Below are 12,070 nucleotides of genomic sequence, written 5' to 3' on the forward strand. Positions count from 1 at the left end.
TGCAAGCTCGAACGGAAGGACGACGGTGGCTGATCGCCTGATCGTGCGCGGCGCGCGCGAACACAACCTGCGGGGTATCGATGTGGATCTCCCGCGCGACAGCCTGATCGTGTTCACGGGCCTCTCCGGCTCGGGCAAGTCGAGCCTCGCGTTCGACACGATCTTCGCGGAGGGGCAGCGGCGCTACGTCGAGTCGCTGTCCGCGTACGCGCGGCAGTTCCTGGGTCAGATGGACAAGCCCGATGTCGATTTCATCGAGGGGCTCTCGCCCGCGGTGTCGATCGACCAGAAGTCCACGAACCGCAACCCGCGGTCGACCGTGGGCACCATCACCGAGGTGTACGACTACCTGCGACTTCTCTACGCGCGCGCCGGCACGCCGCACTGTCCCGAGTGCGGCTCGGTGATCGCGCGGCAGACCCCGCAGCAGATCGTGGACCAGGTGCTGGAGATGGAGCAGGGCACGCGGTTCCAGGTGCTCGCGCCTGTGGTCCGTACCCGCAAGGGCGAATTCGTGGACCTGTTCAACCAGCTGCAGCTGCAGGGCTACTCGCGTGCCCGGATCGACGGGGTGGTGTACCAGCTCAGCGAGCCGCCGAAGCTGAAGAAGCAGGAGAAGCACGACATCGAGGTCGTGGTCGATCGGCTCGCGGTCAAGTCCACGGCCAAGCAGCGGCTCACCGATTCGATCGAGACGGCCCTGCGGTTGGCCGACGGCATCGTCGTGCTCGATTTCGTGGACCGGGAGGAGAACGACGAGGAGCGGGAGCGGCGCTTCTCCGAGAAGATGGCGTGCCCGAACGGCCACCCGATCGCGGTGGACGATCTCGAGCCCCGGTCGTTCTCGTTCAACTCGCCGTACGGCGCCTGCCCGGAGTGCGACGGCCTCGGCGTGCGCAAGGAGGTCGATCCGGAGCTGGTGATCCAGGACCCCACGATGACGCTCGCCGAGGGTGCGATCGCGCCGTGGTCCGTGGGGCAGAGCGCCGAGTACTTCCTGCGTCTGCTGTCCGGGCTGGGTGACGCGATGGGCTTCGACCTCGACACCCCCTGGAAGGACCTGCCGGCCAAGGCGCGCAAGGCGGTGCTCGAGGGGTCCGAGCACCAGGTGCACGTGAAGTACCGCAACCGGTACGGCCGCACCCGCTCGTACTACGCCGAGTTCGAGGGCGTGATGCCCTTCCTGCACCGCCGCCTGGAGTCCACCGAGTCGGAGCAGATGAAGGAGCGGTACGAGGGCTACATGCGGGACGTGCCGTGTCCGGCGTGTTCGGGCGCCCGGCTGCGGCCCGAGATCCTGGCGGTCACGCTGGACCACCCCCGGTTCGGGGAGAAGTCCATCTCCGATGTCGCGTCGATGTCGGTGGGGGACTGCGCGGACTACCTGTCCGACCTGAAGCTCGGGGCGCGCGAGGCCGCGATCGCGGGCCGCGTGCTCAAGGAGGTGCAGGCCCGCATCGCGTTCCTGCTGGACGTGGGCCTGGAATACCTGTCGCTGTCGCGGGCCGCGGGCTCACTGTCCGGAGGCGAGGCGCAGCGCATCCGGCTGGCCACGCAGATCGGATCGGGCCTCGCGGGCGTGCTGTACGTGCTCGACGAGCCGTCGATCGGCCTGCACCAGCGCGACAACCGCCGCCTCATCGACACCCTGATACGCCTGCGCGACCTGGGCAACACGCTGATCGTCGTCGAGCACGACGAGGACACCATCCGCATGGCCGACTGGGTGGTCGACATCGGTCCGTACGCCGGCGAGCACGGCGGCAAGGTGGTGCACAGCGGCACGTACAAGGCGCTGCTCAAGAACAAGGAGTCGATCACCGGCGCGTACCTGGCGGGGCGCCGGGCGCTGCCGGTTCCCGCGGTGCGCCGGCCGATCGACAAGAAGCGGCAGATCAAGGTGGTGGGCGCGCGCGAGCACAACCTGCAGAACATCGACGTGGCGTTTCCACTGGGCGTGCTGACCGCGGTCACCGGCGTCTCGGGTTCGGGCAAGTCCACGCTGGTCAACGACATCCTGGCCACCGTTCTGGCGAACAAGCTCAACGGTGCCCGGCAGGTGCCGGGACGGCACAGCCGGGTGACCGGTCTCGACGATCTGGACAAGCTGGTGCGCGTCGACCAGTCGCCCATCGGGCGCACGCCGCGGTCCAACCCGGCCACGTACACCGGCGTGTTCGACAAGGTCCGGACGCTGTTCGCGGCCACCACCGAGGCGAAGGTCCGCGGCTATCAGCCGGGACGGTTCTCGTTCAACGTCAAGGGCGGCCGGTGCGAGGCTTGCACGGGCGACGGCACGATCAAGATCGAGATGAACTTCCTGCCGGACGTGTACGTACCGTGCGAGGTGTGCCACGGCGCGCGGTACAACCGCGAGACGCTCGAGGTGCACTACAAGGGAAAGAACATCGCCGAGGTGCTGGACATGCCGATCGAGGAGGCGGCCGATTTCTTCGAGGCGGTCACGTCGATCCATCGCTACCTCAAGACGCTGGTCGAGGTGGGGCTCGGCTACGTGCGGCTCGGTCAGCCCGCCACCACACTGTCCGGCGGAGAGGCCCAGCGCGTGAAGTTGGCCGCGGAGCTGCAGAAGCGGTCCAACGGGCGCACCGTCTACATCCTGGACGAGCCCACGACGGGCCTGCACTTCGAGGACATCGCGAAGCTGCTCCTGGTGATCGACGGGCTGGTGGACAAGGGCAACTCGGTGATCGTGATCGAGCACAACCTGGACGTGATCAAGACCGCCGACTGGATCATCGACATGGGCCCCGAGGGCGGCAGCGGGGGAGGCACCGTCGTCGCGCAGGGCACACCCGAGGACGTGGCCGCGGCTCCTGATTCCTACACAGGCACCTTCCTGAAAGAGGTTCTGGCCACGTAGGGACGCCGCCCGCTTGGGGATGGTCCTGTGGATGCGCGGTGGAGCGATTGTGGACGCCTGTGGAACGCAATCCACAGCATCTTGTGTGAATTGCACGTATGTGACACTAGATGTAGTGTTGAAGACATGAGCAACGTGACCGTCTACACCAAGCCCGCGTGCGTCCAGTGCACCGCGACCTACCGCGCGCTCGACAAGGCGGGCATCGACTACACCCTGGTCGACATCAGCGTCGACGAGGACGCGCGGGAGTACGTCCTCGCGCTCGGCTACCTCCAGGCGCCGGTCGTCGTGATCGACGGTGCCGACCACTGGTCCGGCTTCCGGCCGGACCGGATCAAGGCGCTGCAGGCCGCCTGAGGCGACTGGGGAACCGGCGACCCGTTCGACCGTTCACCCGGCTCGGGTGTTCCCGGGCGGGAGCGGTACGGACCAGACGATGCGAGTGCCCCCGTTCGGGGGACGGACGATGTCCAATCGCCCGCCGAGTGCTGCGGCGCGCTCACTGAGGCCTGCGAGTCCACTGTGCGCGGCGATGTCCGGAATGCCGACGCCGTCGTCCGTCACCTCGATGATCAGGTCGTCCGCCACCGACGCGGTCACGATGAGCGCATGCGCGTGCGCATGGCGCACCGCGTTGCTCACGGTCTCCCGCACCACGGCCTCGGCGTGGTGGGCGACCTCGGGCGGGACGACGTCGATCGGGCCCGACGTCCGGATCGCGGTCCGGAGACCCGAGTCGGCGGTGAGCTCGGACAGGACTTCGCGCAGTGCGGTCCGCAGGGAGGCGCCGTCCGGCTCGAAGCGGTGCAGGTCGAAGATCGCAGTCCGGATCTCCTGAACGACCTCGTGCAGTTGGTCGATGTGGTTGTCGATGCGCGCCGCGATCTCCGGCGCATCCGCGGCACGCCGGTGGGTCGCCTGCATCGCGAGCCCTACCGCGAACAGTCGCTGGATCACGTGATCGTGCAGATCGCGCGCAATGCGGTCGCGATCGGCCATCAGTTCCAACTCCACATGCGTCGATCGGGCCTCGGCCTGCTCGAGGGCCAAGGCGGCCTGGTCGGCGAAGGATGCAGCGGGGATTCGCTGTTCGTCATCGAAGGGGCGACGGCCCACGACTCGACCGAGGATCAGAACGCCGAGTACCGCGGTCCGTGCTCGGAGGGGGAGGATGAGCGCCGTCCCCAGGGGCTCTTGCAGGTGGGGAACGATCGCGTGGGCCCGCTCCGGACCGAACGTGGTTGTTCCGGTATCGGACTCCTCGCCGTACCCCACCGCACCGGCGGGCATGGTGGTGCCGATCAGCCGGTCGACGCCGGGCCCGACCCCGGTGGTGATGCGCAGCGAATCAGGCTCTGTTCCGCCCGGATAGGGCACCGCGATCAGCGCGATATCGGCGTCGACGAGTTCAGCGGCGTGATCCGTCACCATCTGCAGCGCCTCGTTCGGGTCGTCGCCGATGAGTAGGCTGGTCCGGACCTCGCTCGCGGCTTCGAGCCACCGCTGCCGCAGGTTCGCCTGCTGGTACAGGCGCGCGTTGTCGATGGCGATTCCCGCGGCGCTGGCCAGTGCCGACACGACGATCTCGTCGTCCGCGGTGAACTCGCGACCGCCGGCCTTCTCAGTGAGGTAGAGGCGGCCGAAGACCTCGTCGCGGACTTTGACCGGCACCCCGAGGAAGGTCTTCATCGCGGGGTGATGCTCAGGGAAACCGGTCGACGACGGGTGGCGGGAGATGTCCGCCAGCCGCAGGGGCATCGCCTCGGTGATCACCACGCCGAGCACCCCGTGGCCGGTCGGAAGCGGGCCGATCTCGGCTCGCGTCGCATCGTCGATGCCGTCGTAGACGAACTCGGTGAGCATTCCGTCGGTCCCCAGGACACCGAGGGCGCCGTACTCGGCATCGACGAGGTCGCGGGCCGCGCGGACGATCCGGAGCAGGGTCGCGTCGAGGTCGAGGCCCGCGCTGACGGCGAGGACGGCGTCGAGTAGGGAATCGACCCGGCTGCGGGTCCCGGCCACGATGCCGCCGATGCGTCCTCGGATCTCGGTCAGCAACTCGTCGATACCGAGGAGCTCGAGGTCGCGGGTCACCGCTGACCACGGGGACGCGTCGTCGGTGGGTTCGACGGGCATAGGGAGAGCGTGGCACACATGAAGCCTCCGCTCAATAGCGGCTCAGTAGCGATCCCGTTCGTTCGCTTGGGATTCCGGCATCCGACGCCGGAGTCGACCGGTCGGGCCCGGGTGGCTCAGTCGGGTGGCCAGCGATGCCGCCTGCGTTCGGCGCTCGAGGTCGAGTTTCGACAGGAGCCGAGAGACGTAGTTCTTGATGGTTTTCTCCGCGAGGCACATCTGCTGCGCGATCTGCCGATTGGTCATGCCCTCGCCGATCAGTCCGAGGAGGACCTTCTCCTGATCGGTGAGTACGTCCAGCGGCGACGCCGGCGCGGGTTCGCGAAGGCGCTTCATGACGGCCGCCGCCGCCCGGGTGTCGAGGAGCGAACCGCCTCGTCCGACGGTGCGGACGGCCTCGACCAGTTCGAGGCCACGGATGTCCTTGATGGCGTAGCCTCCAGCCCCGGCCATGATGGCGTCCAGCATGGCCTGCTCATCGGTGTACGAGGTGAGCATGAGGCAATTGAGTTGGGGCGACGCTGATTTCAGGTCGCGACACAGCTCGACTCCGTTGCCGTCGGGCAGCCGGACGTCGAGGATGGCGATGTCCGGTGACTGAGCGGGGATCCGCACGAGAGCCTCCTCCACGGTCCCGGCCTGCCCAACGACGACCAGGTCGTCCTCCGCGTCGAGGAGGTCTGCGACGCCGCGCCGGACCACCTCGTGATCGTCGACGAGAAACACTTCGATCATCGCGTCCTCCCAGACGTCGGACTCCCAGTGTCGCACGGGGAGCGGGACGCTCCGCGGAGCGCCGGCGGATCAGTGATCCCTGTTCCGAGCGACTAGGACGGGGCAGGGGGCGTGGTGGATCAGGGCGCGGCTCACGGAGCCGAACAACACTCCGGTCGCGTCGCCGTGGCCACGGCTTCCGACCACGACGAGCTGTGCGTTCGCGGAATCGGCGAGGAGGGTCGGGCCGGGCTTACCGGTACGGAGGATGTTCGTGACGGCGACATCGGGATACTTCTCCTGCCAACCGGCCAGCCGCTCGGCCACAGCCGCCTTCTCCCCCTCCGCCTCCGCGTCCAGGTCCACGCCCGCGGTCAGCCCGTAGACGTGCGCGTACACGTCGAGGTAGGCGGTCCATGCGTGGAGGGCGACGAGATCGGTGTTGCGGTGTGACGCCTCGTCGAAGGCCCACGCGATCGCCGACTCGCTGGTCCGCCCGGCGTCCACGCCCAGCAGGACCGGGCCACTGGTCGGGACTATTCCATCGTTCTCGGACCCCCGGATAACCGCGACCGGGCTGTGCCCGTCGGTGACCAATGCCATCGCGACGCTGCCGAGGAGCAGGGAGCTGACCCCGCCGGATCCGCTGGCGCCGACGACGGTCAGGTACGCATCGCCGCTGAGTCTGATCAGCTCCGCGACAGGTGCGCCCGAGGTTTGGATGGTTGTTGTGCGGACGGAAGGGAAGTGCTTGGCCACTCGCTGTTCGGCGGCGCTCAGGGCGTCCCGTCCGGCCGAATCGACACGCTCGAAGAAGCTCGTCCCCGGGAGCGTCGCTTCCGGGACGTGACCGAAGCCGACGACGTCGGTGATGTTTGCGATCAGCAACGTCTTCGATCGCCGGTCCGCCTCGGCGGCGGCCCACCGCACAGCTTTGTTCGCCGCTGCCGAGCCGTCGACTCCGACGAGGATGTAGGGATCCAGGTGTGTCTTCGTCATGGTGCTTCTCCGATCGTCACGGGTGAGTCGGTCTCACCTGCTTGTATTCACGGTATGAAAACCGCGGGGGATGTACAGCGGCCGAAGGTCCCGGGTTCGGTGGACGATCGTCACCACGGTCGGAGGGGCGGGCGGCCCCGTCGGATCAGGTCACCGCGTGCGGTACTCGCGGCCGGACACACTGGTCGGGACCAGGACGACCAACTGGTTCGCCGAGAGGTCCACGAGGGGTTCCAGGTGCACCTTCTCTGCGTGGCGGAGCTCTGCAGGGTTCGGGTGGATCCGAGCACGAGCTCGCACGACCACGCTCCACACGCATTGAGCGGTGGGATCACTCCCGTCCGCCTCGAACACGGTCTCCGGGTGAGTGGCGAGATCACGCAGTTTGGTCCCGAGCCTCGTCGGGATGAGGATCTCGCCGTCGTGGACGGTGTAGCTCACGGGGAAGACGTCGACGGTGCCGTCCGGCGCGGTCGTGACGATCCGTCCGATCGTCGTACCGCGGAGGTGCTTCCACGCTTCGTAGGCGGGTAACACGCGCGACCGGGCGGTCATCGTAGCGCCGCCGTTGCGGGGGAGGTGAGGTGTGGGAGGGGACCAACGGCCACGAGCACAGCGAGGAGCAGCGACCCTGCCCCCAGAAGCCGCATGACATCGATGGGAAGCACGCTGATCACCACTTCGCTGAATCGGAACCGCTCACCCGGGAGTGGATGAATCGTTGAACGCCTTCAGCATGCGTCCGCGTCGGGGTGTGCCGGTAGGGTCCGACGCCCCGTCGTCGTATGACAAAGGTCCCTGACCGTGCGCCGGCCCGGCGGGGCACAGCCGGGCGCTCATTTGAGGACGTTGACCGCGCGGGCGATCACGAGGGCGACGGTAGAGAGCGCGATGGCGCTCTGGAACGCCATGAGCGTCTTCGCCCACCGCGACAGCGGCATCGTGTCCGTGGGGGAGAACGCCATCACATTGGTGAAGCTGACGTACAGGTAGTCGAGGAACCTCGGCTCCCAATCGGGCGGCGCGACATGCGCGGTGGCCATCTGGGGGAAGAGGAAGTCGGGGTGCGGGACGGTGCCCGCGGCGCGGATGAACGGGCCGCCCCGGTCGTATTCCCAGTACCAGATCCCGAACGCGATGATGTTGGTGAAGTAGATCGCCGCACCGCTTGCCATCAGGCCCAGCGCATCGCCGCTCGCCTTGGCGGTGAGGATGTCGTAGTTGAGGAAGCCCGCGGAGCAGGAGTTGTCGACGGTGATGGCGGCGACCAGCGTCAGGCTCGCGTACCTTCCGACTTTCGTGGTGCGCGTGAGCCGGATCGGGTTGATCGCGGTGAGCACGACGAGCAGCACCAGCTCGAGGCCCGGCATCAGCCACCGCGGGTGCAGTCCGTACTTGTCGGGCAGGGTGAGCTGAAGCGCGACGGCGACGAGGATCGCGGCCGCCACGGGAAGGCGATTCTCCGGTCCGGTGGGGCGGAGCCATGCCGGGATGTGCTCGGCACGGCCGAGGTGCGCGAGTTCCTCGTCGAGTCCTGGGCGCGCGGTGGGCGGGTGATCGCGCCTGTCGTCCGGGGTGTTCACGGCTTCAGTGTGCTCGCTCGACGGTGTCCGCGTGGAGTCCGCGCGAGGTGGTTACACCTCTTGTCGGGAAATCAGGGAACAGGGGCGACCAGTTGCGCAGGCGGGTGTCGGCTTCGACGCGGCCGCGTCAGGAGGAACGAGTCCGCCGACTGCATTCCCGCCGGCGTCACCGCGTGGTACGTGCGCTTCATGGTCGTCCGCCCGCCGCTCGTACCGGGGTCGACGGGGCGCGGCGTCGACGGCTCGTTGCCGAGGGTTCCGCGGACCGGGCGCGAACGCTCGTAGTGGTGCTCGTGGCCGCCGAGAACGAGGACCACTTCGTACTCGTCGAACAGCGCCAGCCACTCGTGCCGGATGCGTCATCGACGCTGCAAGAGGCTCGGCGCTGCCGAAGACGACGAACGGGCCTTCAGTCGCGGGGATGCGACTGAACGCCCGTTCGTGTCGGCCGGGGGTCAGCGGCCGTGGCACCAACCGGGGACGTACCTGCCCGGAACCCAGCGTCCCTGCTCGAACCACCCGTTGTGCCAGCGCGGCTGCACGTAGTAGCCGGGGTGCCAGCCCCACCGGTCGCCCCAGCCGGGACGCCAGTAGCCGCCCTCCCACCAGCCCGGGTGCCAACGGCCCTGGGTCCAGTAGCCGCCCACCCAGTGCCCGGGTTCGCACCATCCGGGTCCTGGCCGCTCCACCGCCGGGGTGGGCGCCGCGGCCGCGGTGGCGGCGGTGGCGATCCCGAGCGGTGCCATTACACCTGCAGCGACCATTACGCCGGCCGCGAGCCTCTTCACTGTGTTCATGCCAGGACGGTACGCCGAATGTGGCGTCGAACACTAGATGTATTTACACAGGTAGGGGTGTATTTGGGGGTTAACCCTGAAGCTTAGCTGTACACCGGTCCCGTGTACTTCTCGCCTGGACCACGGCCCGGTTCATCCGGGTAACTGCTGTATTCGCGGAAGGCCAATTGGAGGGACTTCAATCCGTCCCGATACGGGCCCGCATGCGGGCCCAGGTACTCGACTGACGCGGTCGTCAGGCCGGCGAGCGCGGTGATCAACCGGCGCGCCTCGTCGAGGTCGAAATGCGGGCTCCGGCGCGGGTCGAACGCGCCGGCATCGCCGCTCGCGGTGTCCTCGGCGACTTCGTCGCCGCCGGTCAGGCCGAGCTTCTCGGCCGCGGCGCTCATCAGCAGCATCCACGCGCTCGAAATCACCTCGATCGACGGCGATTCGGCGACCAATCGTTCCAGCGTGTCGGGCTGGACGGCCTGCGCGGCGTCCGGTTCGGACGGCGCCGGCGACGAATTCGGAATCTCACTCACGACTGCTACACTGTCATGTGCGACCGCTCCGGCCTTGGCCGGGGCAGCAAGTGGAGTCCACTCCCACCACGCCGACTTCAGGTCGGCTGGTCCGGTCGCCGCAGCGGTTCCCACCTGGGAATACCGCTTGCGGTCTCCTCGTTGCAGGAGGGGTCGATCGTTGGCGTACGCCGTGACGGCCCGAACCGGTCGGTGTGGGCCCCGCCAGGCGTGAATCGTCTGGTCGGGGCCTTTTCGCTGTGGTGGGAAGAGGGCCTTATCGCTGCGCGGCGGTCTACGAGTGAAGACCGCTCGCAACGAGACACGAGCACCTACTTTAGGAGGCCCCATCAGCACTGAGACACGCACCAACGGTCAGATCCGCGTTCCCGAGGTCCGGCTTGTCGGTCCCGCCGGAGAGCAGGTCGGGATCGTGCGCGTTGAGGATGCGCTCAAGCTGGCGTACGAGGCGGACCTCGACCTGGTCGAGGTAGCACCCAACGCGCGTCCGCCCGTGTGCAAGATCATGGATTACGGCAAGTTCAAGTACGAGGCCGCGCAGAAGCTGCGCGAGTCCCGCAAGAACCAGCAGATGACCGTGATCAAGGAGCAGAAGCTCCGCCCGAAGATCGATGACCACGACTACGAGACCAAGAAGGGTCACGTCGTCCGCTTCCTGGAGCAGGGCTCCAAGGTGAAGGTCACGATCATGTTCCGCGGTCGCGAACAGTCGCGTCCGGAGCTGGGTTACCGGCTCCTGCAGCGCCTGGGCGCCGATGTGGCCGAGCACGGCTTCATCGAGACGTCTGCGAAGCAGGACGGCCGCAACATGACCATGGTCCTCGCCCCGCACAAGGGTGCGAAGACCCGCGCCAAGGCGCAGCAGGACAAGGACGCCCCGGTGGCACGGCCCGCCGCACCCGAGGCTCCGGCCCAGTAGCGATTCATCGCCACCGGCCACGAACAACGAAAAGAGACGAACATGCCGAAGAACAAGACCCACAGCGGTACCGCGAAGCGCTTCAAGATCTCGGGCAGCGGCAAGGTGCTGCGCCAGAAGGCCGGCCGTCGCCACCTCCTGGAGCACAAGAGCTCGCGCGTGACCCGTCGCCTCGACGGTGTGACCGAGGTGGCCCCCGCCGACGTGCGTCGCATCAAGAAGCTGCTCGGCAAGTAAGCCGAAGTCCCGTAGTACCCGCTAGAACTTTTTGATCACGTAAGGACGAAGACCTATGGCTCGCGTCAAGCGCGCAGTGAACGCTCAGAAGAAGCGTCGTTCCATCCTCGAGGCCTCGAAGGGCTACCGCGGTCAGCGGTCGCGCCTGTACCGCAAGGCCAAGGAGCAGCAGCTCCACTCGCTCACGTACGCGTACCGCGACCGCCGTGCGCGCAAGGGCGATTTCCGCAAGCTGTGGATCACCCGCATCAACGCCGCTGCGCGGGCCAACGACCTCACCTACAACCGTCTGATCCAGGGCCTGAACCTGGCCGGCGTCGAGGTGGACCGTAAGAACCTCGCCGAGATCGCCGTCTCCGATCCGGCCGCCTTCACCGCGCTCGTCGAGGTCGCCCGCAAGGCGCTCCCGGCCGACGTGAACGCGCCCGTCGCGTAATTTGGCTCAGCATTCGCAACGACCCGCGGACCAGCTCTTCACGGAGCGGACCCCGCGGGTCGTTGCTGCATCCAAGCTCCTGCGCTCCGCCGGCCGCCGGAAGGCGGGCCTGTTCCTCGCGGAGGGCGCCAATGCCGTGACCTCCGCGCTCGAGGCGGGCCTCGTCGTCGAGCTCTACGTCACGGAGGAGGGCGCCGAGCGGTACCCCGGGCTGCTCACGGGACGTGAGGCGTACGTGACCGAGCGTGCCATGCGTGGGCTGTCGGACACCGTCACCCCGCCCGGGATCGTGGCGGTCTGCCGGGCCCTGCCCGAGGCCCGCATGCCCGACGGTGCGCGGCTGGTCGCCGTCCCCGTCGACGTCTCCGAGCCGGGCAACGCCGGCACCGTCATCCGGGTCGCGGACGCCGTCGGCGCCGACGCGGTCGTGCTCGCCGGCGACACCGTCGACCCGATGAACGGGAAGGTCGTGCGGGCGTCCGCCGGCTCCGTCTTCCACCTTCCCGTGGCGCAGGAACGCGACCCGGAGGTCGCGATCGCACAGCTCAAGGAAGCCGGCCTGACCGTGCTCGCCACCGCCGCCGACGGCGAGGTGTCGCTCGACGACGCCGACGATCTGCTCGCCGGGCCCACCGCCTGGCTGTTCGGCAACGAGGCCCACGGGCTGCCGCGTGAGCTGCAGGCCCTCGCCGACCACCGCGTCGCCATCCCCATCCGGGGCCGCGCCGAGTCTCTGAACCTCGCCACCGCCGCGTCGATCTGCCTGTACGCGAGCTCCCGCGTGCAGAATCGGGGAGAGAGCCCTACCGATTCCGGGTAGGACTACTCATCCGCGAGG

Annotated in this window: 13 protein-coding genes; 6 read left to right on the top strand and 7 right to left on the bottom strand. The window is 68.1% G+C overall.

Going from position 1 to position 12,070, the window contains the following annotated elements; genetic code table 11:
• Positions 1-25 precede the first annotated feature (25 nt).
• Together uvrA and nrdH are read left to right on the top strand one after the other, a co-directional pair.
• Complete coding sequence (gene uvrA / locus AXK61_RS04410) at positions 26-2,884, top strand: excinuclease ABC subunit UvrA (protein ID WP_068744055.1); 2,859 nt, start codon at positions 26-28, stop codon at positions 2,882-2,884.
• Between the two features lie 126 nt (positions 2,885-3,010).
• The gene (gene nrdH / locus AXK61_RS04415) at positions 3,011-3,244 is read left to right on the top strand and encodes a glutaredoxin-like protein NrdH (RefSeq protein ID WP_068744057.1); all 234 of its coding nucleotides are present in this window, start codon (positions 3,011-3,013) and stop codon (positions 3,242-3,244) included.
• A 33-nt stretch (positions 3,245-3,277) separates the two neighbouring features.
• Here the strand turns inward: nrdH and AXK61_RS04420 are convergent, their stop codons facing one another.
• The 7 genes from AXK61_RS04420 to AXK61_RS04455 form a co-directional block, all read right to left on the bottom strand.
• Positions 3,278-5,023 (bottom strand): GAF domain-containing sensor histidine kinase, encoded by a 1,746-nt coding sequence (locus AXK61_RS04420; RefSeq protein ID WP_068744059.1) that lies wholly within the window; start codon positions 5,021-5,023, stop codon positions 3,278-3,280.
• A 42-nt stretch (positions 5,024-5,065) separates the two neighbouring features.
• Positions 5,066-5,758: a response regulator transcription factor gene (locus AXK61_RS04425; RefSeq protein ID WP_082789221.1), complete on the bottom strand. Its 693-nt coding sequence runs from the start codon at positions 5,756-5,758 to the stop codon at positions 5,066-5,068.
• Between the two features lie 69 nt (positions 5,759-5,827).
• Positions 5,828-6,736, bottom strand: a complete 909-nt coding sequence (locus AXK61_RS04430) for a universal stress protein (RefSeq protein ID WP_068744061.1) — start codon at positions 6,734-6,736, stop codon at positions 5,828-5,830.
• 150 nt (positions 6,737-6,886) lie between these two features.
• Entirely contained in the window at positions 6,887-7,291 is a 405-nt protein-coding gene (locus AXK61_RS04435; protein WP_082789217.1) for a pyridoxamine 5'-phosphate oxidase family protein, read from the bottom strand.
• Between the two features lie 281 nt (positions 7,292-7,572).
• Positions 7,573-8,319: a hypothetical protein gene (locus tag AXK61_RS04440; RefSeq protein ID WP_068744064.1), complete on the bottom strand. Its 747-nt coding sequence runs from the start codon at positions 8,317-8,319 to the stop codon at positions 7,573-7,575.
• 455 nt (positions 8,320-8,774) lie between these two features.
• A complete protein-coding gene (locus tag AXK61_RS04450; protein WP_156485569.1) occupies positions 8,775-9,116 on the bottom strand; it encodes a hypothetical protein in 342 nt (113 codons plus the stop codon).
• Positions 9,117-9,199: 83 nt separating this feature from the next.
• Positions 9,200-9,640, bottom strand: coding sequence for a recombinase RecA (locus tag AXK61_RS04455; protein WP_414929986.1), 441 nt, complete (start codon positions 9,638-9,640; stop codon positions 9,200-9,202).
• Positions 9,641-9,920: 280 nt separating this feature from the next.
• On the opposite strand from AXK61_RS04455, the gene infC reads away from it, so the two are divergent.
• The 4 genes from infC to AXK61_RS04475 are packed head-to-tail and all read left to right on the top strand — an operon-like array spanning position 9,921 to position 12,052.
• Positions 9,921-10,559 (top strand): translation initiation factor IF-3, encoded by a 639-nt coding sequence (gene infC, locus AXK61_RS04460; RefSeq protein ID WP_082789218.1) that lies wholly within the window; start codon positions 9,921-9,923, stop codon positions 10,557-10,559.
• 42 nt (positions 10,560-10,601) lie between these two features.
• On the top strand, positions 10,602-10,796 hold the full coding sequence (gene rpmI, locus AXK61_RS04465; protein ID WP_068744071.1) for a 50S ribosomal protein L35: 195 nt from the start codon (positions 10,602-10,604) through the stop codon (positions 10,794-10,796).
• Positions 10,797-10,851: 55 nt separating this feature from the next.
• The gene (rplT, locus tag AXK61_RS04470) at positions 10,852-11,232 is read left to right on the top strand and encodes a 50S ribosomal protein L20 (protein WP_068520470.1); all 381 of its coding nucleotides are present in this window, start codon (positions 10,852-10,854) and stop codon (positions 11,230-11,232) included.
• A gap of 1 nt (position 11,233) precedes the next feature.
• The gene (locus AXK61_RS04475) at positions 11,234-12,052 is read left to right on the top strand and encodes a TrmH family RNA methyltransferase (protein ID WP_068744073.1); all 819 of its coding nucleotides are present in this window, start codon (positions 11,234-11,236) and stop codon (positions 12,050-12,052) included.
• Positions 12,053-12,070: the final 18 nt, after the last annotated feature.

The organism is Tsukamurella pseudospumae (assembly GCF_001575205.1).
Taxonomy (GTDB): domain Bacteria; phylum Actinomycetota; class Actinomycetes; order Mycobacteriales; family Mycobacteriaceae; genus Tsukamurella; species Tsukamurella pseudospumae.

What these genes read in the sequence shown, in the direction of transcription:
- AXK61_RS04420 (WP_068744059.1), bottom strand. Translation starts at nt 5,023, where the DNA reads ATGCCCGTCGAACCCACCGACGACGCGTCCCCGTGGTCAGCGGTGACC.
- AXK61_RS04450 (WP_156485569.1), bottom strand. Translation starts at nt 9,116, where the DNA reads ATGAACACAGTGAAGAGGCTCGCGGCCGGCGTAATGGTCGCTGCAGGT.
- AXK61_RS04425 (WP_082789221.1), bottom strand. Translation starts at nt 5,758, where the DNA reads ATGATCGAAGTGTTTCTCGTCGACGATCACGAGGTGGTCCGGCGCGGC.
- rplT (WP_068520470.1), top strand. Translation starts at nt 10,852, where the DNA reads ATGGCTCGCGTCAAGCGCGCAGTGAACGCTCAGAAGAAGCGTCGTTCC.
- AXK61_RS04430 (WP_068744061.1), bottom strand. Translation starts at nt 6,736, where the DNA reads ATGACGAAGACACACCTGGATCCCTACATCCTCGTCGGAGTCGACGGC.
- AXK61_RS04435 (WP_082789217.1), bottom strand. Translation starts at nt 7,291, where the DNA reads ATGACCGCCCGGTCGCGCGTGTTACCCGCCTACGAAGCGTGGAAGCAC.
- nrdH (WP_068744057.1), top strand. Translation starts at nt 3,011, where the DNA reads ATGAGCAACGTGACCGTCTACACCAAGCCCGCGTGCGTCCAGTGCACC.
- rpmI (WP_068744071.1), top strand. Translation starts at nt 10,602, where the DNA reads ATGCCGAAGAACAAGACCCACAGCGGTACCGCGAAGCGCTTCAAGATC.